This is a genomic window from Cronobacter sp. EKM101R (assembly GCF_963888145.1).
Classification (GTDB): domain Bacteria; phylum Pseudomonadota; class Gammaproteobacteria; order Enterobacterales; family Enterobacteriaceae; genus Cronobacter; species Cronobacter turicensis.
In genome coordinates this window covers 98,988-119,981 of the sequence record NZ_CAWPHW010000033.1, presented here as the reverse complement: position 1 = coordinate 119,981, position 20,994 = coordinate 98,988, and the positions used below count along the sequence as shown (strand labels likewise).

Genomic DNA, 20,994 nt, shown 5'->3' with positions numbered 1-20,994 from the left:
TCCTTAACGGCGCACGCCGGAGGCGGCGGCGCGTTCCAGCACCACCTGCGCATGGTTGATAATCGGCGCGTCAATCATCTTGCCGTTGAGCGACACCACGCCGAGCCCGTTGCGCTCGCCCTCTTCGGCGGCGGCAATCACGCGGCGGGCGTAAACCACTTCCTCCTGCGTTGGCGCATAGGCGTTGTGCAGGAGATCTATCTGACGCGGGTTGATAAGCGATTTGCCGTTAAAGCCCATCTTGCGAATAAGATCGACCTCTTTTAAAAAGCCCGCTTCGTCATTGACGTCAGACCACACCACGTCGAACGCGTCGATCCCGGCGGCGCGCGCCGCATGCAGCACCGCGCAGCGGGCGTAGAAGAGTTCCGTGCCGTCGCCGCGCTCGGTCTGCATATCCATCACATAATCGAACGCCGCGAGCGCAATACCGATAAGGCGCGGGGAGCTGCGGGCGATCGCCACGGCATTAATGACGCCTACCGCCGACTCAATGGCCGCCATGACGCGCGTCGAGCCAGGCTCGCGCCCGCATTCGCGCTCAATGCGCGCCAGGTGGCCTTCCAGCTCGTCGATATCCTCCGGCGAGTCGGTTTTCGGCAGCCGGATCACGTCGACGCCTGCGCGCACCGCCGCTTCGAGATCGGGCAGCCCGAACGGCGTGCTGAGCGGGTTGATGCGCACCACGGTTTCGATATCCCGGTACATCGGGTGTTGCAGGGCATGGAAGACCAGCAGGCGCGCGGTGTCTTTCTCGCGCAGCGCCACGGCGTCTTCGAGATCGAACATGATGGAATCAGGCCGGTAGATAAACGCGGTGGAGAGCATGGCGGCGTTCGCGCCGGGCAGAAACAACATACTGCGGCGAAGTTTGCTCATTTGAGCGCCTCCCAGCGCAGCGGCTGCGCCTCGCAGGCGCGCAGTACCGCGCTTTGCAGCCGGGCGCGGATCACGCAATCCAGCGCGCCTTTATCCTCGATAATCACCAGCCCTTCGTACACGTCCATGGCCGCGAGCGTCTCTTTCACCACGCGGCGGATCTGGTCGCCGAACTGCTTTATCACATCGCTGTAGATTTCAATCTCCAGCTCGCCCGCCGCCGGGGCGATTTTCACCATCAGGTCGCTGGACTCGGCGGTCCCCGCCAGCGCCTCCTTGACTATCTTCATTACGGTTGTCCTGTCAGATAAGAATTCAGGCCACTTCAGCGCGATAACGTTGCGTAAGAAGGGCGTAAGTGCTGTCCGGCACCCGTTCGCGAATCGAAGAAAAATGCTGCGCCCTGAGCAGGCGGCGCACTTCGGATGCGGAAATCGCCTCGCCCGCAGCGTGGCTAAGTCGTGGAATTTCGATAACGTCTACCGGCGGCGCGCTCACCGGCGCGCGCTCAAGCCACGTGCGCATCGCCTGGTTGTAGGCGCGCGTCACCGGGCAGAACGGTTCGCTGCCGACGAAGCGTCGGTTAATGCCGAGCGCAGGCGCGATATAGCGGCGGAAAATCTGCAAATCCAGCCCGCTCCAGGCCTGCTCCACCAGCCCGCGCTCCTTGAGGAAGTAGCCCGGAAAGGTGGCGCGCGAAATGAGATACGCCGAGCCTTCGTGCACCGTGACGTTCGGCAGATGCGCGACGCCTGCCCGCACCATCGCGAGCCGTTCGCGGTAAGGGAAAAACGACGCCTCTTCGCGCACCACAAAAAGATGCAGCCAGTCGCTCGCACTCGCCGCCTGTTCGGCCAGAAAACGGTGGCCGAGCGTAAACGGATTGGCGTTCATCACCACTGCGCCGATACGCGCGCCGGGCTGTTTCAGCCTGCCGAGCTGTTGGCAGTAACGGCGGATGCCGGAGGGCGTGTTTTCAAGGAGCGCCGCGATGTCGTCGCACTGCGCGAGCGGCCAGAAGCCGCAGCGGCGAAAGCGCTCCAGGTTGTACGGACGCGTGCAGAGAAACAGATGAAAGTGGCCGAGGCTCATCGCCAGGTTTTCCACCTCCACCAGCAGACGGGCGCTGAGGTTTTCGCCGCGCCAGCGCTCATCCACCGCCACGCCTTTAATCACGTTGCCCGCAAGCCCCGCGCAGCCCGCGATATCGCCCTGCGCCACGGCAACTACGACATGCGTGACGTCCTCATCCATCCCCAGTTGATGGCTGGCGAGAAACGCCGCGACGCGCGTTTTCTCCTGCGGCTGGCGGGCGAGCGCCACGGTGACCAGTTCCAGATTGCTCATACGTCCGTCCGGCTTCGCTTAGTGGGCAGGCGCCGGATGCGCGACGGGCGCTTCGGCGATCACATTGCACAGATGACCGATCCGCTCGATCTCCACCTCGATTTTGTCGCCCGGTTTCATAAAGAGCGGCGGCGTGCGTTTTTTACCGACGCCGCCAGGCGATCCGGTGATGATCACATCGCCCGCGCTTAAGCGGGTGAAGGTGCTGATGTATTCGATAAGCTCCGCCACGCCGTGGATCATGCTGCGGGTGTTGTCATCCTGCACCATGCGTCCGTTAAGCCAGGTGCGGATGGCGAGCTGGTGCGGATCGGGGATCTCATCGGCGGTCGTCATCCACGGGCCGAACGCGCCGGTCTGCCGCCAGTTTTTGCCCGCCGTAAACCAGGTGTGCTGCCAGTCGCGCGCCGAGCCGTCCATGTAGCAGCTGTAGCCCGCCACGTGCGAGAGCGCCGCCTCGCGCGCGATGTTTTCGCCGCCGCGCCCGATGATCACCGCAAGTTCCCCTTCGTAATCAAACTCGCTGGAGTGCCGCGGTTTGAGCACCGGCGCGTTATGGCCGGTCTGCGAATCCGGGAAGCGAACAAACAGCGTCGGCGCCGGGTTGTGCTGGTCAAACTCTTTGCGTTTCTCGGCGTAATTCATGCCCACACAGAGGATCTTCTCCGGCTGTTCGATAACCGGCAAAAACATCACGTCGCTGATCGCCACATCGGCGGGCGCATCGGCGTAGCCACGCGCCTTGTCCAGCGCATCCTGCGCCAGCAGCGTTTTGAGATCCGCATAATGCGCCCCGAGACGGGAGCCGAGATCCACCACGCCTTTATCCGTGACAATGCCGTAGCTGCGGCGGCCCTGATGGAGATAACTCGCAAGTTTCATAACAACGTATCCTGAGGATTAAATAAGGAAATTGCTCAGCACCAGCAGGGAGAGCGAGACGTTAATCGCGCCGCCGATGCGGGTGGCAATCTGAGCGAAAGGCATTAAGGTCATGCGGTTGCCCGCGGTAAGAATGGCGACGTCGCCGGTGCCGCCCTGCCCGCTCTGGCAGCAGGAGACGATGGCCACATCAATCGGGTGCATCCCGATTTTCTTGCCGACGAAAAAGCCCGTCGCCACCAGCGCCGACACGGTGCTGACAATCACCAGCAGGTTGTTGAGCGTAAAGGCGTGCATCAGCTCTTCCCACGGGGTGATCGCCACGCCGACAGCGAAGAGGATCGGGTAGGTCACAGAGGTCTGGAAGAATTTGTAGACCACCTGCGAGCCTTCCAGCAGGCGCGGAGAGACGCCATGCGCCAGCTTGATAAAGACCGCGATAAACAGCATGCCAACGGGCGCAGGCAGGCCAATTAGCTTATGGCCAAGCATGCCGAGCATATAGAGCAGCACCGCCAGCAGCGCGCCGGAGGCAATAGTGGTGACGTCAGCCTTGCCGCTGAACGCGGTGGTCAGCGTCTGGGTTTGCGGTTTGTCGCCGCGATCCGGCATCAGTTCGCCTTCGCCGGTCAGGTGCGGGTAGCGTTTGCCAAGCTGGTTAAGGCAACCGGCGATGATAATCGCGGTAAGGCTGCCGAGCATGACGATAGGCAGCACGCGGCCCAGCGCCACGCCCTGATCCATATGCAGCAGCGTCGCGTAACCGATGGAGAGCGGGATAGCGCCTTCGCCCACGCCGCCCGCCATAATAGGCAGGATCAGGAAGAAGAAGATCTGGAACGGATCCATGCCCAGCGCGATGCCCACGCCCATCCCCACCACCATGCCGACGATTTCGCCACACAGCATCGGGAAGAAAATGCGCAGAAAGCCCTGGATCAGCGTGGTGCGGTTCATGCTCATGATGCTGCCGACGATAATGCAGCAGATGTAGAGATAGAGAATGTTGGTAGATTTATAGAATTTGGTGGTGGATTCCACGACCACATCCGGCAGCCAGCCGTAATAGACCAGTGCGGAAGGGATGAAGGTGGCGCAAATCGCCGCCGCGCCCATTTTGCCGACCACCGGCAGACGTTTGCCGAACTCGCCGCAGGCGAAGCCGAAGAACGCGAGCGTGGCGACCATCACCACGATATCGCTCGGCAGTTTGCCGCCCAGGCAGTCAATGGCGATAAGCGCGCCGGAGAGAACAAACAGCGGCAGTGGAATAATCCCGATTTTCCAGGAATCCATGATATGCCACCACTTTTCTTTCAGTGATATTGGCTTCGTATCAGACGGGGTGTGGGGTACAACGTAAGAATCATCGGTTGTGCTCATTGTTATTAAGCTCCGTAGTTATATTTCCCGATAAGCCTAAAAGAGGTTACCCTTACAATTTGTGAGGAAGGCCGAATCAATACCGGTAATTTAATGGCACCTATGGCGTTTATGGTTTTAATTAACGTGATGTGATCCGCGCTTAATTTACGCGCGTGGTTTTTATGGCGTTTATTCAGCGCGGCCTTTTTTCGGCCTAAAAACGTAACGCGGGTAAACAGTTACCGTTGCGCGCCATGCCATGTGCAGGGGATCACAAGTTTCAGGCGCCGTTCCGGTAAGCGCCTGAAAAAATGGTACAGTTCTCTACTGTTTGCATTCCGGCGCGCCAATGAATGATGAAGTTTTCCTTTCGTATTAAGTTATTTATTCATCTCATCATATTCTTCTCCGTATTGTTTACGGCGCTCGGCGTTTATTATTATCTCGACGTTAGCCGTCAGCTTTATCAGGAGATGAGCAGCCGCGCGAGAATACAGGCGGAAGAGATTTCTCTCATTCCGTCATTACGCGAAGCCGTCAGGCAACGTAATATTCCGGCGATTAATACCTTTATGACGGGCATGGCGCGTCACAGCGACGCCAGCTTTATGGTTATTGGCGATGAGAAAGGTCTGCACCTGTTTCATTCTGTCTTTCATGACCGCATCGGCACGCCACTTATCGGCGGCGATAATCAGGAAGTCCTGGAAGGCAAAACCATTACCAGCATTCGCCGGGGCGGGCTTGGGGTGTCGCTGCGCAGCAAAGCGCCGATTTTTGACGAGCAAGGTAACGTCATCGGCGTTGTCTCGGTCGGCTATCTGACCAGCTATCTCGACACCATTACGCTTGGCAAAGTGGTGAATATCCTGATTGGCGCGCTGCTACTGCTGCTGGCGCTGTTTATCTTTTCGTGGTTCTTCACCCGCAGCATCAAAAAACAGATGTTTTTTCTGGAGCCGCGGGAAATCGGGCTGCTGGTGCGCCAGCAAAAGGCGCTGATGGAATCCATCTACGAAGGCGTTATCGCCATCGACGAACATTCGCGCATCGCGGTGATTAACCGCGCCGCCAAGCGGCTGCTGGGGCTGAACGTGTCATCGCGTTCGCTGCGCGGGCAGCCGCTGGAGGCGGTACTGAACCCGGTCTCTTTTTTCTCGCCGCAGGTGATGCTGGAAAACGACACGCATGATGAGATTTGCGTGTTCAACCATCTGACGGTGATCGCAAGCCGGGTGCGCATTCTGCTGGAAGGCGAGCTGCAGGGCTGGGTGATTACCTTTCGCGACCGCAAGGATATCGACAGCCTGAGCGTGCAGCTAAGCCAGGTGAAACGCTACGCGGATAACCTGCGCATTCTGCGCCACGAACAGTTGAACCGGATGTCGACGCTCGCGGGGCTGCTGCATCTGGGCCATTACGACCAGGCGCTGGGCTATATTCAGGCCCAGACCGAACATACCCAGGAGCTGCTCGATTTTATCTCCGGGCGGTTTCGTTCGCCTACCTTATGCGGCCTGCTGATTGGCAAATGCGCCAGAGCGCGGGAGAAAGGCGTGACGCTGACGTTCGATCCGGCCTGCGAAATGGCGCGCGCGTTCCGCGGGCTTGGCGAGGCGGAGCTGATTTCGGTTATCGGCAATCTGCTCGATAACGCCATCGAAGCTACTCAGCGCGCCGAAGCGCCGCACGATCCGGTCGAGGTGTTGATCCGCCTGAATGAGCGGGAGCTGATCATCGAAGTGGCGGATCGCGGTGTGGGGATCTCGCCCGCGCTTCGCGACAGGATCTTCGAGCCGGGTTTCACCACCAAACGCCGCGGCGATCACGGTATCGGCCTGCATCTTATCGCCAGCTATGTGAAGCTCGCGGGTGGGACGCTGGAAGTGTCAGCGAATACGCCGCGCGGCACGATTTTCTCACTTTTTATTCCTGACGCGCCCGACGTTCGTCCGGCCCAACCGCAGGGAGAACCTGACTATGCCACCTGAGATGACCGACGTACTGATTGTGGAAGATGAAAACCAGCTGGCGGCGCTGCACGCCGAAATGGTGAAGCAGCACCCGTATTTGCGGCTGGTGGGCATGGCGGCGACGCTCGCCGACGCCGAGCGGCAGATCCGCGACAAACGCCCGCATCTGGTGTTGCTGGATAATTATCTGCCGGACGGCAAAGGCATTACGCTGACGGAGAGCCTGACGCTTAAAAACAGCGCCTGTTCGGTGATTTTCATTACCGCCGCGAGCGACATGGACACCTGTAGCCAGGCGATCCGCAACGGCGCGTTCGATTATCTGTTAAAGCCGGTGTCGTGGAAGCGCCTGAACCACTCCCTGGAGCGCTTTGTGCAGTTTCGCGAGCAGCAGCGGGTGTGGAAGATTGTGGATCAGCAGAATGTGGATTCGCTGTATCAGTTGCAGGCGCGCAGCTTCCGGCCAGACTCCGGCGCAAAGGGGATTGAGGAGAGTACGCTGACGCTGGTGCAGCGGCTGTTTGTAGACAGCCGCGAGCAGATTTTTTCAGTTGATGACGTGGTGAGCGCGACGGGCCTAAGCAAAACCACCACGCGACGGTATCTTGAGCATTGCGTGGAGAGCGGATTTCTGACGGTGGAGATGTTGTACGGGAAGATTGGGCACCCGCGGCGGCTGTACCGCCGGGCCGATGGAGAAGCGTGATTTTTGGTTTTTTATGACGGGGCGGGTTTTATGGCGGGGCGGTTTTATGGCGGGTGCGCTGCGCTTACCCGCCCTACGCAAAACGATGCCCTGATTGTAGGGCGGGTAAGCAACGCGCACCCGCCATCTCTTAACGCGCCCCGTCCGATAACGTCTTACGCCCGCAACATATACCCGTACAACCGCTTAATGCCGTCCGGGTCGGTCTGGCTGTAAACGCCCTGCAACTCCGGCGAAAAACCTGGTAACAGATTCACGCCCTCTTCCAGCGCCAGGAAATAACGCAACGCCGCCCCGCCCCACACCTCACCAGGCACCACGCACAACACGCCCGGCGGATACGGCAGCGCGCCTTCCGCCGCCACGCGCCCTTCGGCCTCGTTCAGACGCACCAGCTCCACGTTGCCGCGAATGTATTCGATATTCGCCTGTTGCGGGTTCATCACCACCTGCGGCAGCTCCGCTTTACGGAACATCGCGCGCTGCAACGCCTTGACGTCAAAACTCACGTACAGGTTATGCATCTCCTGACAGAGCTGGCGCAGCGTGTAGCCTTTATAGCGCACCGGGTATTTCTGGCAAATCGTCGGCAACACGTCGGCAAGCGGCGTGTCGTCTTCAATATGCTGCTCGAAGCGCGCCAGCATCGCGACCAGATGCGCCATCTTCTGCGCGCTCTCGGCGGGTGTGAGCAAAAACAGGATCGAGTTAAGATCCGCTTTCTCCGGCACGATGCCGTTTTCTCGCAGGTAATTGGCGAGGATCGCCGCCGGGACGCCGAAATCGCTGTACTCGCCAGTTTCGGCATCAATACCGGGCGTGGTGAGTAGCAGCTTGCACGGGTCCACGAAATATTGCTCGCGTGCGTAACCGGCGAAACCGTGCCACGCCGCGCCCGGCTCAAAGCTGAAAAAGCGTCGTTCGCGGGCAATCGCGTCTGTCGGATGATCCTGCCATGGCCGCCCTGCCACCGTATCCGGGATAAACGGTTTGATCATCCGGCAGTTGGCGATAATCGCCTTACGCGCCTCGATCCCAAGCGCCACGCACTCGGCCCACAGCCGCTTGCCGCTCTCCCCTTCGTGGATTTTGGCGTTCACATCCAGCGCCGCGAACAGCGGATAAAACGGGCTTGTCGAGGCGTGCAGCATAAAGGCGTTATTGAGCCGCTTGTGCGGGCAAAAACGCGCCTGACCGCGGATATGGTTATCTTTTTTGTGGATCTGCGACGTCTGCGAGAACCCGGCCTGCTGTTTATGTACGGACTGCGTGACGAAAATCCCCGGATCGTTTTCATTGAGATCCAGCAGCAGCGGCGAGCAGTCGGCCATCATCGGGATAAACTGCTCGTAGCCGACCCACGCGGAATCAAACAGGATGTAATCGCAGAGGTGGCCGATTTTATCCACCACCTGGCGGGCGTTATAGACGGTGCCGTCGTAAGTGCCGAGCTGGATCACCGCCAGACGGAACGGACGCGCCTCCTGCGCGCGCGACGGCGCCACTTCGGCAATCAGCTCGCGCAAATACGCCTCGTCGAAACAGCGCTCGTCGATCCCGCCGATAAACCCGAACGGGTTACGCGCCGCTTCGAGATAGACCGGCGTGGCGCCGGCCTGGATCAGCGCCCCGTGATGGTTCGATTTATGGTTGTTACGATCGAACAGCACCAGATCGCCCTGCGTCAGCAGCGCGTTGGTCACGACTTTATTGGCCGCCGACGTGCCGTTCAGCACGAAATAGGTTTTATCGGCGTGAAACACTTTCGCGGCAAATTTTTGCGCGTGTTTGGCAGAGCCTTCGTGGATCAGCAAATCGCCCAGTTTAACGTCGGCGTTGCACATATCGGCGCGAAACACGTTTTCACCGAAGAAATCATAAAACTGCCTGCCCGCCGGGTGCTTTTTAAAGAACTCGCCGTGCTGGTGGCCAGGGCACGCGAAGGTGCTGTTCTGCATCTCCACATACTGCGTCAGCGTGTCGAAAAACGGCGGCAGCAGATTTTCTTCATACGCGAGCGCGGCGGTTTCAAGCGCCAGAAACTCCTGCGACGTTCCTGTGAGCGTGCCGCTGACCGGCGCGTCGCAGCTTTCGCCGTTCTGAAGATAAACAAAAACCGGCAGATTAAACCCGGTGCGCTTAAGCAGCGCGAGAATGCCGCTGCGTGTATCGGCCACGGAGAGCACCACGGCGGCCACGTCGGTAAAGTCGGTGCCATCGAGCCCCACCACATCGCGGGAAGTCGAAAGCAGAGGAGCCACGGCGTGGCTGGCGGCAATTTTTAACGATTTCATAAGCACAAAAACCCTGAGTGTCGGTGTAAGCGCCTTCGGGCACGGCAACGGGACGGTATCCCGGCGAAACGATGATGGTCTGACTGGTTACCAGCTCCGACCGCGAGACATCAGTAAAAGCAGAGCGCGCCTGGTTTTACTGTTGTCCGGCAGTGAGCGTACGGTGGCCTCACCGCATGGTGGGCATGGGAAAGTATGGCGGACAGACATGACGGGCGCGCGGCATTGTGCAATGTCGCGAAGAAATGACGGCTGAAAGCAAACGCGCGATCATAGCGGCATACCCTGTCTGATGGAGAAAAGTCGCGCAATCATGTCACCTTACGCCGCACGGGGCAAGGCAGCGCAGAGAGAATATCGCTTTTTTAAGCATGATTTTGATTCGCTCTTTTTTTATCATTTTGATTATTATGAGATTAAATAAACCGTTAAAATAAGTAAGCATAAGACACGCATAAAAATGCCTTTATCAGGCGCGCTTTTCTCCACCTGATATCGGGCTTATGCTGAACCCCATCGCGACACAGACTTAAGCAGGAGCACAATGTGGTAACCGGACCTTTTATCAATGCGGCGGCAGTGCTGCTGGGCGGATTGCTCGGCGCGGCGTTAAGCCAGCGGCTTCCCGAGCGGCTGCGCAGTTCTATGCCCTCGATTTTCGGGCTGGCGTCGCTCGGTATTGGCATTCTGCTGGTGGTGAAGTGTGTGAACCTGCCGGTGATGGTGCTCTCGATGCTGCTTGGCGCGCTGATTGGCGAGCTTTGCTACATCGAAAAAGGGATAGTGAATCTGGTGCATGGCCTGAACGGCGTAGCGCGCCGGTTACGGCCCGGTAAAAACGCGCGGCCCGCGCAGGATAATTTCGTACAGAGTTTTGTGGCGATCATCGTGCTGTTTTGCGCGAGCGGAACCGGCATTTTTGGGGCGATGCGTGAAGGCATGACCGGCGATAACAGCCTGCTTATCGCCAAAGCGTTTCTCGATTTTTTCACCGCCACGATTTTCGCCACGACGCTTGGCGCCGCCGTCGCGGCGATCTCCCTTCCGATGCTGCTCATCCAGCTAACGCTCGCCGCTGGCGCGGTATTTATCCTGCCGCTGACGACGCCCGCGATGATGGGCGATTTCACCGCGACGGGCGGCCTGTTGCTGCTGGCGACGGGCCTGCGCATCTGCGGCATCAAGATGTTTGCGGTGGTCAATCTGTTACCCGCGCTGTTGATTTCTATGCCCCTTTCCGCGCTCTGGACGCGTTTCTTCGCGTAACGCTGTGAAATGGCTATTTCGCAAACAAAGTGGCGCAGGAATGGGCGGATGGCGCAGAATTCGTGGAATTTCGTTGACGTCGAAAGGTGAATCGGGTTTAATGCGCCCCGTTGCCCGGATAGCTCAGTCGGTAGAGCAGGGGATTGAAAATCCCCGTGTCCTTGGTTCGATTCCGAGTCCGGGCACCACTCATTTAAAGAAACCAGCCTACGGGCTGGTTTTTTGCTTTTGTGCTCATACTTCTGGCCGTCATGCTGAAGCACTTCTGTAAACCGGAATACCTCCCCCCCACCCGCGTTATCTCTCTTACTCACCGGCAAACCGGCGCGCTCAACAATAAACCTGGCCATAACGCGGCCCAGTCGGAGCCATGATCCATTCCCGGCACCACCTTAACCTGTGCGCAGCGCTCGCCCACGGCGTTTTGAAAACGCCTGGCGACGGCGGGCGGCACCGTGCTGTCATCCGCGCCGCTGAAGTGTATTTGCGGCAGGTTTGCAAGCTTCACAGCCACGTCTGCCGCGCTTTGCGCATCCGGCATCGCGGAAACGCGGTGCAGCGCATTGACGTAAGCGACATCAAGGTTGCCGGCCACCGTGCGCAGCGAAACCACGTCCGTGCGCCGCGCCGCAAGCAGCGCGGCAATGTTTCCGCCCCCGGAATAGCCCACCAGCTCAATGCGGGCCTGCGGGTAGCGCTGAACAACCTGACTTACTGCTTTATTCATGGCCTCAACGACGTTTGATGAGAAGCGTTTATCCGTCCAGAGATGAACGTTACAGGCGGACGGTAGCGGCGGCCCGATAAACTGGCACGGTCGCGCCAGGTACAAAATGTTACCGGACGGGTCGGCTGCCGCCAGCTTCAGGCCAAGGGGATTATGCGGCGTCGGGTCGTCGGAGGGGCGCGTGCGGCTCACCCAGGCGAAGCCATCCCCCTCGATGTAGACCCGCAGGCGCGTGACGGGCGGCGTAATACGCTGCCAGGTAAGAAGAGGTATTCCGTTCGCGGATATCTCCTCACGAATGAAACCACGTTTTTTTGCGAACTCGCTCGCACTTTCACGATAATCCCGGCTGGCGCATCCCGCGAACAATAAAGTCATACCAATCAATAATACACGCGTAAAAGACAGGTTTTTTTTCGCCATTTTTCTTATCCGCCAGAATTATATTTAACCGAAACTCTAAAGTTCCTTATTGGGCGCGCCGAAAATAGTTAAGCCTCGCTTATCGTTTTCTTTGCCAGCAAATGTGTATAGCGCAACGGAATGTAAGCAGACAAATCGGAACGTAACACATAACGGCTCTTGACCTTAACCTTAAGCGCGACATCGCACGGTACATCATGAAGAAATCACGGTTTAGCCAGCAAGGAACCTTGCTGGTAGCGTTAACCTCTGCCCAGGGACTGCTGGCGCCTTATGCTTTTGCGGTGTCGAGCGACTATATCATTTCCGACCAGCAATCTGATGTTCAGCTCTCCGCCTCCTACGACCTGGTTCAGGTAACAAATACCGGCTCTGCGTTGAGTAATACAGGCGCGGCGCTCAGCATCGGTCAAGGCGTTGCGGTCGGTTTACTCGATAACGACGGCTCTATTTCCGCTGAAGGCAACAGCCTGAATGCCAGCACCTATTCTTACGGCCTGAAAAACGAAGGCACGATCGATACTATCGATAACTCGGGCAGCATTAAAATGACCGCCGCCAGCAATAATTATTACTCCGGCAGCGCCATTAACCTGACTGAAACAAGCCAGGTCGGCACGCTGATTAACAGCGGTACGATTGAAGGCCCTGACTCCTACTATAATTATGGCGGCAACTATAGTCAGGGCGGCATTACTAACAGCGGTACGCTCGGCATCCTGAAAAATGTCACATCAGGCGTCATTACGGGCAGAACGGGCGTGAATAACAGTGGCAAAATCGATCTGCTGGAAAACGCAGGCATTATTAACTCCACTACCACCACCAATACCAACGGGTATAATTATAGCAGCGGCACAGTTTATAACGCGGGCACTATTAATACGCTGCATAACACCGGCACTATCGGTAACGCTAACACTAACAACAGTTATTATAATTCAGGTATTTTCAATACCAACACAGGTGTTATTAAATCGTTAATCAACGACGGGCATATCACCAGTAGCTATATTGGCGTGTATAACATGGGCCATATTGATACGCTGACTAATAACGCCGATATCACTGGCAATATCGTAGGTCTTTATAGCGTCAACAATACCAACAACTCGACGACCCCCAGCACCATTATTAATAATGGCACTATCAGCGGCAGTTATGGCTTTTATACCACGAATTATAATACTCAAACAGCAGCGACTACGTTGATTAACAACGGCACGATTACCGGCAGCAGTCAGGGTATTTATATCGCAGGCAATAACGGCGCCAGCACGGTCATTACCAATAACGGGACGATTACCGGCAAAGGCAATGCTATTTATAGCCAGGGAAATACAACCTCCGCGCTGAGTATCACCAACAGCGGCGTTATTGAAGGCAATATCATCGCCAACGGCGGCGCAGCGCTGGAATTTATCGGCGGCACGGATAAGCAGGGCGTTCTCACGGGCACACGTACCGTCAGCGATGACGAGACAGTTTCCAGCACTGACAGCATCGGCGTGATTACCAGCAACGGCGACGTTATCTTCCGCTCCGGCTCAATGCTGCTGAATGACAACATTAATATTGCCAGTCTCTCGATGCAAAGCCTCTCAAGCGATGACAGCAATACCGGCACCGTCGGCACCGTCCTTAACGATGCCGCTCAGCTCCAGGTTAACGCCCCGATCGCTATTACCGGCAATTACCACCAGAACGCTGGCGCGGCGCTTATCCTCGGCGTGAGCGACACGGCGTCAGCCGGCGGCGATATCGCGCAGGATACCGGTTATGGCCGCCTGAATGTCACGGGTTCCGCCACCGTCGATCAAGGCTCCACCGTATCGCTTGCCCGCTCCGGCAACACCTATAAGTTTGCGCCCGGCCAGCGCTATGTGGTGATTAACGCCAACACCAACGGTACGAACTATAACGCTGACAAACTGGCATATAAGGCAGTGGGTTATGACGGTCTGGTCACAGGCTCAACCTATGTTGACGAGTCGAACAGCGCGCTGGTCGTTCAGCTTGAAAAAGCGCCGACGCCGCCTGTTGTCACGCCGCCGGTCGTTGAGAAACCGCCGGTTGATGGCACCCCGCCTGTCGTCGGAAAACCGCCAGTGGTCACGCCGCCGGTTGGCAAGCCGCCGGTCGTGGTCACTCCGCCTGCGCCGCCAGCGGCCAAACCAGGCCCGACGACCCCGAACGCGACGTCGTCGCTGAGCGGTCTGGCCCATTACTCCGGCATCGCGCCGCAACTGCTTGAGCTTTACAACGCCTCGCTGGCGATTGAAGGCACGAAAGAAGCCAACCGCGTGGGCGAGCGTCTGTCCACCAGCCAGAATATCAGCGTCAGCACGGCGAGCGGCGTGGCGACGTCCACCGCGATGGGTGTCGTCGGCAACCATCTGGACACTATCCGCACGCCGCAGACGGCGGGCCTGAGCGGCGTCTCCACCGGTGACGGCTACAGCGACTGGATCGTCTGGGCTCAACCGTACGGCGGTTATGCCCGTCAGGACAGCACCAGCGAAGTGAGCGGGTACAGCGCGAAATTCGGCGGCCTGCTGTTTGGCGCGGATCGTACCGTCGCCGAAGACTGGCGCGTAGGTGCGGCGCTGAACTACAGCAATACTTCCGTACACGGTAAAGACAACCTGAGCGGCAACAACTCGACGGCGAATAACTATGGCGTGATTGGCTATGCCGGCTACTCAGGCGACCCGTGGTTTATGAACCTCTCTGCCGCGCTGACTCGTCAGAACTACGACACGGTTCGTCGCGCCGACTTCACCGGCTTCTCCGGCACGGCAAACGGCAAGTTCAACGGTCAGTCCGTGACGCTGCAAAGCGAATTCGGCTACCCGTTCACGCTGCCGGCTGAGGTTGTCCTCACCCCGATGGCGGGCCTGACTTACGGTTATCAGCACGTGGATGGCTATAAAGAGAGCGGCGGCAACGGCATGGCGCTGGACGTAGGTTCGTCGCACACGCAGTCGGTCACCAGCGACCTTGGCGCGCGCATCGAGAAAGGCATCGACACCGGCTTTGGCCGCCTGACGCCGTTCGCGCAAGTCTCCTGGATCCACGAGTATGACCACCGCCGCACGAGCAACACCGCGACCTACGCCGCAGACACCATTGGCGAGACGCAGTTCACCACCAAAGGCGCTGCGCCGGTGAAGGATATGGCGGGTCTGTCGGTCGGCAGCACGTTGTTTAACGCTAACGACCTGAGCGTTGACGCCCGCTACGATCTCCAGGCAGGCGAGCGTTACCAGGCGCACACCTTCAGCCTGCGCCTGAACAAATCGTTCTGAGTGCTAACGCTGTAAAACCCACGGGGCCGGTAAGCGGCCCCGTTTTTTATTGCAGGCTTGCCCCGGCGTTTCTGTCGCCTTTGCCCTGCTCTCCCCTTTCTTGCCGAACGCGGCGGGTCGGTTTAATCATGAACCCGCGCGGGAGTGCGTCTACCCTTAATAAAAACGTTCACCGTTGCACGAGGCCAGAGACGCGCTTCCAGCGTTGTTTTTACGCCGTTCAACGAAACCGTATATTGACTTAAGTGAAGGATCGCTGATGCCTCTCTCCCGCCCGCTGTATCTCTCTGTCGGCACATTGCTGTTGGCGCTGCTGCTTATTCTCACGGCGCTCACCACCGAACGCAGGCTGACCTGGCTCATGGAAGTGATGCCGGTGTTTATCGTGGTGCCGGTGCTGTGGGCGACCGCAAAACGCTATCCGCTGACGCCGCTGCTCTATGCGTTGATTTTCACCGGCTGCGTGTCGCTTATCGTCGGCGGCATGTATTCCTACGCGCGCGTGCCCGTGGGGTTCATGGTGCAGGAGTGGTTCGGGATGGCGCGCAACCCGTATGACAGGTTCGGCCATGTGTTGCAGGGGCTGGTGATATCGCTCTCGGCGCGGGAAGTGCTGGCGCGCGGCGGCTACCGGCTCGGCGCGAAAATGCTCGCGTTTCTGGTCTGTTGCGTGACGCTTGCCATTAGCGCCTTTTACGAGCTGATTGAGTGGTGGGTGGCGCTGGCGCTCGGCAAAGACGCCGATGATTTTCTGGGTACGCAGGGCGACGAATGGGACACCCAGGCGGATATGCTCTGCGCGCTCCTCGGCGCATTTATCTCAGTCTTTGCGCTGGCACGCGGCCATACACGCCAGCTTAAACGGGTAGCGCGCAGACCATAAAGCCGCCCGCAGGCGGCCTGAGGCGTTTAGCGCTTGCGCGTTTCCGGCAGGAAGAGATCGCCGCGCAGTACGCCGCTGCCCAGCACATCCTGCGTCTTCTCGTTCAGCCAGCCCACAATGCGCGCGGCCATGACATCCATCGAATATTCGATAGCCGGAATGGTCGGCACGCCGGGCATTTGCAGCGTGCCCGCGAGGCTAAAGACCATAATGTCGTCCGGTACGGATTTATTGAAGGCCTGGAGCTGCGGGATCACCCGCTGCGCCTCCTGGTCATCCGCCACCAGCAGCGCGTTGAAATTGAGCGTGGTGGCGTTATTCAGCAGTTCCTGTAACGCCACGGAGGAAGACGTCGCATCCATAAACACCAGGTTGCGGTTAAACGGCAGGAAGTTACGCTCCAGCGCCAGTTTATAGCCGAGCAGCACCTGGTCGGCGAAGCCATTGCCCTGCGGATAAATCAGGGCTATCTGGCGACGATTTTGCCGGATCAAATAGTTACAGGCGGTTTCCACGGCGAAGGCGTGATCGTAATGCAGACTGGGGGCGTTTTCGCTCTCCATGCAGTCCACAAGGATCACATTTTCCTGCGTGATATTTAACGGAAACCGCGCGCCGATAATCAGCACATCGTCGCACAGGCCGCTGGTGAGTTCGTCCAGCGCGTTCATGACTTCATGCTTGCTATTGGCGAAGCGCAGCAACAGGTGTTTCTGATGCTGGCTGAGCTGTTTTTCCAGCGCGTACAGGTAGCCCGTCGTCTGGTTGATATTCTCCTGCGCGCAGATAACGCCGATGCAGCCGGTGCTCTGGCTTAACAGCGACTGCGCGATAACGTTTGGCCGGTAATTGAGCTCATCCACTGCTTTCAGCACGGCCTGACGGCTGGCTTCCTTGACGCCGCGCGATCCGCTCAACACCCGTGACACCGTGGCTTTCGACACCCCGGCCAGACGCGATACATCGTTGATTGTTGACATCTTTTTCCCCTGACAGAAACCTGGCTTTCTGCGTCAAACTTTCATCAAAAATTGTTCAGATGATAACCGGTTGAAGTATATCCGTTTCCCGAAATCATGGAAACCGATTTTCCGTTTCGTGTCCGTGCTACGCATTTCGCCTGAAAAGCTGTGATGCAAATCCAATTAATTCGCCCGACAGGACGGAGATCATGACGGGTTTCACACTTCTCTTTTTTATAAATGGAAATCGGTTTCCATATCCTATCCAATCATCTCCGCAATAAGTTTTTACATTTAAGGATGAGGCCATGTACAAGATTATGCTGTGTTGCTCTGCGGGGATGTCCACCAGTCTGCTGGTGAGAAAGATGGTTGACGCGGCAGGAGAGCGGGACCTTCCCGTACAGATTGAAGCCTGGGGCGTTGCCGAATTTGATACGCAGTTTCCAAAGTATCAGGTGGTGCTGCTCGGGCCGCAGGTGAAGTATATGTTACCGACGCTGTCGCAAAAGGCTGCCGCTCACGGCATTCCTGTTCAGGCCATCGACATGATGGATTACGGAATGCAGCGTGGCGACAAAGTGCTGGATTACGCGCTCTCGCTTATTGAAGCCGCGCATTAGAAACAGGATCTCGCCCATGAGTTCTTTATATCAGTCGATGGTTGCCGTCATTGAACAGACGATTACGCCGCTCGCCGGGAAACTCGGCCAGCAGAAATATGTTATCGCCATTCGCGACGGCTTCACCGCGGCGCTGCCGTTTATGATTATCGGCTCGTTTATGCTGGTGTTTATCTTCCCGCCGTTCTCTGCCGATACCACGGTCGGCTTTGCCCGCGCCTGGCTCGATTTTTCGCAGACGTATCGGGAACAGCTAATGCTGCCGTTTAATCTCAGCATGGGCGTAATGACCTTTTTTATCTCTGTCGGCGTCGGCGCGAGCCTGGGGCGTCAGTTCCAGCTCGATCCGGTGATGGCGGGCCTGCTGGCCTTTATGGCGTTTCTGCTGGTGGCGGCGCCTTATGCCGACGGCAAAATCTCCACGCAGTATCTCTCCGGCCAGGGCATTTTCACCGCGCTGATTACGGCGATTTATTCCACCCGCGTCTATGCGTGGCTCAAGCAGCATAAGGTGACCATTCGTCTGCCGAAAGAGGTGCCGACCGGCGTGGCGCGCTCGTTTGAAATTCTCATTCCGGTGATGGCGGTGATGGGAACGCTGCATCCGCTGAATCTGTTTATCGAAGCGCAAACCGGCATGATCATGCCGCAGGCGATCATGCATCTGCTCGAGCCGCTGGTCTCCGCATCCGACTCCCTGCCCGCGGTGCTGCTCTCTGTGCTGCTGTGCCAGATCTTCTGGTTTGCGGGCATTCACGGCTCGCTTATCGTCACCGGCATTATGAACCCGTTCTGGATGGCGAACCTGTCGGCCAACCAGGCGGCGCTGGCCGCAGGTGCTGCGCTGCCGCACACCTATCTGCAAGGGTTCTGGGATCACTACCTGCTGATCGGCGGCGTCGGCTGTACCCTGCCGCTGGCGTTTTTACTGCTGAAAAGCCGTGCGACGCACCTGCGCACCATCGGCAAAATGGGTATCGTGCCGAGCTTCTTTAATATCAACGAACCGATTCTCTTCGGCGCGCCCATTATTATGAACCCGATCCTGTTTATCCCGTTCGTCTGCGTGCCGCTGGTGAACGCCGTTCTCGCCTGGACCGCCACCCGTCTGGGGCTGATTGAGCAGGTCGTGTCGCTCACTCCCTGGACGACCCCGGCACCCATCGGCGCGTCCTGGGCCGCTAACTGGGCGCTGGCGCCGGTGGTGATGTGCCTTATCTGTATGGTGATGTCGGCGCTGATTTACCTGCCGTTCCTGCGCGCTTATGAACGCTCGCTGATGAAAACCGAAGAACTGAAAGCGCGTAACGCCGCCCCTCAGGCGCAAACCGTGACCGGATAATCACGACCGCGCCAGGGAAGGCGCACAAGAAATAACGGTGCCGGAAGCCGGAAAAAATAAGCACTCAACGCGTGGCGGTATTTCGCCCTGCGGGGACGGTGACGTCCTGTCATTCCCTTTCATTAATGAATGAGTAATACAACATGATTGCACTGGAAGAAGCGGTAATGGAAATCATCGTCAATGCGGGACAGTCGCGCAGCCTCTGCTTTGAGGCGCTGCACGCCGCGCGGGCGGGTAATTTCAGCGAGGCGCAACATCTGCTGCGCGAAGCCGACGGCTACGCCCGGCAGGCGCACAAGATGCAGACGAAGCTTATTGAGCAGGACGCGGGCGAAGGCCGCCAGCCGATGAGCTTAATTATGGTGCACGCGCAGGATCATTTAATGAATTCCCTGCTGGCGCGCGAATTCTCTGAAGAGCTGATGCATTTATATCAGCGTCAGTAAATAAAACATTTTATTCGCGGCAGAAGCCATTCTGCGGGCGATAAATAAACCGCTGTACCCGAAACGACGTAAATACGCTTTCCCGATGATAGCGCATTAATTCTGGCTCGCCAGAAGGGAAAGCTGTTGTCTTAATAATAGTGACGATAAAGAGATAATTATGACTACGTTAAAAAAACTTCCATTAGCCATGGCGGTTATCGCCGCGCTTTGCCCGGTATCTGTGCTCGCTCAGGAATATACTCAGGAACAGATTGACGCCATGGTGGCGAAGGCCGTGGATAAGGCGCTGGCCGAGCGCCAGGCGAAAATCGACGCCGCCATGAATAAGAAGGCCGATGTGGTCACCGAGCCGCAAAGCCCCGCCCAGACGCCGGATCTGGCTATCCCGTTCGGCGTGAAGTTTACCGGTTACGCCCGCTATGGCGCGCATTACCAGAGCGGCGACCAGAAATATGTGGCGGTCGACGGCTCCTATAACGGCGCCTCCGCGATTGGCCGTCTCGGCAACGAAGGCAACGGCGGCGAATTCCAGCTCTCGAAAGCCTTTAAAGGCGGCAACGGCGCCATCTGGGATGTCAACGTGATGTTTGACCACTGGGGCGACGAGGTGAACCTGAAAAAAGCCTACGCAGGCGTCACTAACCTGCTGGAATCCAACCCGAACGCCTATTTCTGGGCTGGTCGCGATTTCCACCAGCGTCCGCAACAGGGCATTAACGACTACTTCTGGATGAACCATGACGGCCAGGGCGCCGGGGTGAAAAACTTCGATCTGGGCGGCGTGCAGTTTGATGTCGCGGTCGTGGCCGCCGTGGAATCCTGTAGCCCGGAAGTGATGGAAGACGAGGCGAACCCGTCGCGCATCTCCTGTACCGGCGGCTCCGGCACCGGCGACAAAGGCAACTACGCGGCGACGTCTAAAATTCACGGTATGAAAGTCGGCCCGCTCGATCTGGAGCTGTACGCCAACTACGGCTTCGACTCAAAAGCCGTGGATCGCGACGAGCGCCTGAAAGCCTGGCAGGGCGGCGTGGTGCTGAGCCACACCAACGACAGCGGCGTGAATAAGCTTATCGCCCGCTACTCCGATAATTCAGACAACAGCGTTTATAACAAAACCGACGATCTGACCACGGTGTATGCGAGCTTTGAAGGGCTGCATAAATTCACGCAACAGGCGCAGGTGGAATATCTGCTGGCGTTCCACGATTACGATAATGACCGCGATGACCGCGATAACCGCCGCAACTACAACGCCATCGTGCGCCCGATGTATTTCTGGAACGACGTTCACTCCACCTGGCTGGAAGCGGGCTGGCAGCGCGTCGATTATCAGGAAGGCGGCGATAACGACGGCTGGAAAGTGACGCTCTCGCAGAATATGTCTATCGCCATGGGCCCGGAATTCCGCCCGATGCTGCGCTTCTACGTGACCGGCGGCGAGGTGGATAACAAACGCACCGCGCGCGTCAACAATACCGACGACACCACGCTGGATTCGCTGAATATCGGCGCGATGTGGGAAGCCTGGTGGTAATCAGCGCTCCCCTGCGCCGTTTGCC

The 20,994-nt window shown here is 57.9% G+C and carries 17 protein-coding genes and 1 tRNA gene; 10 read left to right on the top strand and 8 right to left on the bottom strand.

All coding sequences use genetic code 11. The features are described 5' to 3' along the window. Positions 1-3: 3 nt before the first annotated feature. From citE to AACV31_RS15680, 5 genes are read right to left on the bottom strand one after another with little or no spacing between them, the layout of a single operon-like run. A complete protein-coding gene (gene citE / locus AACV31_RS15700; RefSeq protein ID WP_165155499.1) occupies positions 4-879 on the bottom strand; it encodes a citrate (pro-3S)-lyase subunit beta in 876 nt (291 codons plus the stop codon). Continuing rightward, positions 876-1,169, bottom strand: a complete 294-nt coding sequence (gene citD, locus AACV31_RS15695; protein ID WP_075198065.1) for a citrate lyase acyl carrier protein — start codon at positions 1,167-1,169, stop codon at positions 876-878. Before citD ends, citE begins: the two co-directional genes overlap by 4 nt. 25 nt (positions 1,170-1,194) lie before the next feature. Next, positions 1,195-2,226, bottom strand: a complete 1,032-nt coding sequence (citC, locus tag AACV31_RS15690) for a [citrate (pro-3S)-lyase] ligase (RefSeq protein WP_105537669.1) — start codon at positions 2,224-2,226, stop codon at positions 1,195-1,197. Between the two features lie 18 nt (positions 2,227-2,244). Further along, positions 2,245-3,108, bottom strand: a complete 864-nt coding sequence (locus AACV31_RS15685) for a fumarylacetoacetate hydrolase family protein (protein ID WP_165155501.1) — start codon at positions 3,106-3,108, stop codon at positions 2,245-2,247. Between the two features lie 18 nt (positions 3,109-3,126). Continuing rightward, positions 3,127-4,491: a 2-hydroxycarboxylate transporter family protein gene (locus AACV31_RS15680; protein ID WP_165155502.1), complete on the bottom strand. Its 1,365-nt coding sequence runs from the start codon at positions 4,489-4,491 to the stop codon at positions 3,127-3,129. A gap of 338 nt (positions 4,492-4,829) precedes the next feature. Between AACV31_RS15680 and AACV31_RS15675 the strand changes: the two genes are divergently transcribed. Next, on the top strand, positions 4,830-6,464 hold the full coding sequence (locus tag AACV31_RS15675) for an ATP-binding protein (RefSeq protein WP_165155574.1): 1,635 nt from the start codon (positions 4,830-4,832) through the stop codon (positions 6,462-6,464). Then, positions 6,454-7,152, top strand: a complete 699-nt coding sequence (locus AACV31_RS15670; RefSeq protein WP_041923930.1) for a response regulator — start codon at positions 6,454-6,456, stop codon at positions 7,150-7,152. The genes AACV31_RS15675 and AACV31_RS15670 overlap by 11 nt, the downstream gene beginning before the upstream one ends. Positions 7,153-7,307: 155 nt before the next feature. Here AACV31_RS15670 and AACV31_RS15665 read toward each other — a convergent pair whose 3' ends face one another. Further along, positions 7,308-9,446, bottom strand: a complete 2,139-nt coding sequence (locus AACV31_RS15665; protein ID WP_165155504.1) for an ornithine decarboxylase — start codon at positions 9,444-9,446, stop codon at positions 7,308-7,310. Positions 9,447-9,992: 546 nt separating this feature from the next. Here AACV31_RS15665 and AACV31_RS15660 point away from each other — a divergent pair. Both AACV31_RS15660 and AACV31_RS15655 read left to right on the top strand, forming a co-directional pair. Further along, on the top strand, positions 9,993-10,712 hold the full coding sequence (locus tag AACV31_RS15660; protein ID WP_007764163.1) for a DUF554 domain-containing protein: 720 nt from the start codon (positions 9,993-9,995) through the stop codon (positions 10,710-10,712). Between the two features lie 112 nt (positions 10,713-10,824). Next, positions 10,825-10,900: transfer RNA gene (locus tag AACV31_RS15655), tRNA-Phe, on the top strand. A gap of 122 nt (positions 10,901-11,022) precedes the next feature. On the opposite strand, the gene AACV31_RS15650 is transcribed toward AACV31_RS15655, so the two are convergent. Beyond that, positions 11,023-11,862 (bottom strand): alpha/beta fold hydrolase, encoded by an 840-nt coding sequence (locus tag AACV31_RS15650; protein WP_165155506.1) that lies wholly within the window; start codon positions 11,860-11,862, stop codon positions 11,023-11,025. Between the two features lie 197 nt (positions 11,863-12,059). On the opposite strand from AACV31_RS15650, the gene AACV31_RS15645 reads away from it, so the two are divergent. Next, the gene (locus AACV31_RS15645; protein ID WP_165155508.1) at positions 12,060-15,170 is read left to right on the top strand and encodes an autotransporter family protein; all 3,111 of its coding nucleotides are present in this window, start codon (positions 12,060-12,062) and stop codon (positions 15,168-15,170) included. A gap of 259 nt (positions 15,171-15,429) precedes the next feature. After that, positions 15,430-16,053 carry a DUF2238 domain-containing protein gene (locus tag AACV31_RS15640; protein ID WP_075198072.1) on the top strand — a complete coding sequence of 208 codons (624 nt, stop codon included), beginning with the start codon at positions 15,430-15,432 and terminating at the stop codon, positions 16,051-16,053. Between the two features lie 26 nt (positions 16,054-16,079). Here the strand turns inward: AACV31_RS15640 and AACV31_RS15635 are convergent, their stop codons facing one another. Then, entirely contained in the window at positions 16,080-17,033 is a 954-nt protein-coding gene (locus tag AACV31_RS15635; RefSeq protein ID WP_165155510.1) for a LacI family DNA-binding transcriptional regulator, read from the bottom strand. Between the two features lie 290 nt (positions 17,034-17,323). On the opposite strand from AACV31_RS15635, the gene AACV31_RS15630 reads away from it, so the two are divergent. The 4 genes from AACV31_RS15630 (at position 17,324) to AACV31_RS15615 (ending at position 20,969) form a co-directional block, all read left to right on the top strand. Then, positions 17,324-17,638 carry a PTS sugar transporter subunit IIB gene (locus tag AACV31_RS15630; protein ID WP_004384873.1) on the top strand — a complete coding sequence of 105 codons (315 nt, stop codon included), beginning with the start codon at positions 17,324-17,326 and terminating at the stop codon, positions 17,636-17,638. A 16-nt stretch (positions 17,639-17,654) separates the two neighbouring features. Continuing rightward, positions 17,655-18,980 (top strand): PTS sugar transporter subunit IIC, encoded by a 1,326-nt coding sequence (locus AACV31_RS15625; protein ID WP_161589486.1) that lies wholly within the window; start codon positions 17,655-17,657, stop codon positions 18,978-18,980. Positions 18,981-19,123: 143 nt separating this feature from the next. Beyond that, positions 19,124-19,429, top strand: coding sequence for a PTS lactose/cellobiose transporter subunit IIA (locus tag AACV31_RS15620; protein WP_165155512.1), 306 nt, complete (start codon positions 19,124-19,126; stop codon positions 19,427-19,429). A gap of 160 nt (positions 19,430-19,589) precedes the next feature. Further along, the gene (locus AACV31_RS15615; RefSeq protein ID WP_105537678.1) at positions 19,590-20,969 is read left to right on the top strand and encodes a carbohydrate porin; all 1,380 of its coding nucleotides are present in this window, start codon (positions 19,590-19,592) and stop codon (positions 20,967-20,969) included. The last annotated feature ends 25 nt before the right edge of the window (positions 20,970-20,994 follow it).

Coding starts and splice junctions, on each gene's coding strand:
- citE (WP_165155499.1), bottom strand. CDS start 879: ATGAGCAAACTTCGCCGCAGTATGTTGTTTCTGCCCGGCGCGAACGCC.
- citD (WP_075198065.1), bottom strand. CDS start 1,169: ATGAAGATAGTCAAGGAGGCGCTGGCGGGGACCGCCGAGTCCAGCGAC.
- citC (WP_105537669.1), bottom strand. CDS start 2,226: ATGAGCAATCTGGAACTGGTCACCGTGGCGCTCGCCCGCCAGCCGCAG.
- AACV31_RS15685 (WP_165155501.1), bottom strand. CDS start 3,108: ATGAAACTTGCGAGTTATCTCCATCAGGGCCGCCGCAGCTACGGCATT.
- AACV31_RS15680 (WP_165155502.1), bottom strand. CDS start 4,491: ATGAGCACAACCGATGATTCTTACGTTGTACCCCACACCCCGTCTGAT.
- AACV31_RS15675 (WP_165155574.1), top strand. CDS start 4,830: ATGAAGTTTTCCTTTCGTATTAAGTTATTTATTCATCTCATCATATTC.
- AACV31_RS15670 (WP_041923930.1), top strand. CDS start 6,454: ATGCCACCTGAGATGACCGACGTACTGATTGTGGAAGATGAAAACCAG.
- AACV31_RS15665 (WP_165155504.1), bottom strand. CDS start 9,446: ATGAAATCGTTAAAAATTGCCGCCAGCCACGCCGTGGCTCCTCTGCTT.
- AACV31_RS15650 (WP_165155506.1), bottom strand. CDS start 11,862: ATGGCGAAAAAAAACCTGTCTTTTACGCGTGTATTATTGATTGGTATG.
- AACV31_RS15645 (WP_165155508.1), top strand. CDS start 12,060: ATGAAGAAATCACGGTTTAGCCAGCAAGGAACCTTGCTGGTAGCGTTA.
- AACV31_RS15640 (WP_075198072.1), top strand. CDS start 15,430: ATGCCTCTCTCCCGCCCGCTGTATCTCTCTGTCGGCACATTGCTGTTG.
- AACV31_RS15635 (WP_165155510.1), bottom strand. CDS start 17,033: ATGTCAACAATCAACGATGTATCGCGTCTGGCCGGGGTGTCGAAAGCC.
- AACV31_RS15630 (WP_004384873.1), top strand. CDS start 17,324: ATGTACAAGATTATGCTGTGTTGCTCTGCGGGGATGTCCACCAGTCTG.
- AACV31_RS15625 (WP_161589486.1), top strand. CDS start 17,655: ATGAGTTCTTTATATCAGTCGATGGTTGCCGTCATTGAACAGACGATT.
- AACV31_RS15620 (WP_165155512.1), top strand. CDS start 19,124: ATGATTGCACTGGAAGAAGCGGTAATGGAAATCATCGTCAATGCGGGA.
- AACV31_RS15615 (WP_105537678.1), top strand. CDS start 19,590: ATGACTACGTTAAAAAAACTTCCATTAGCCATGGCGGTTATCGCCGCG.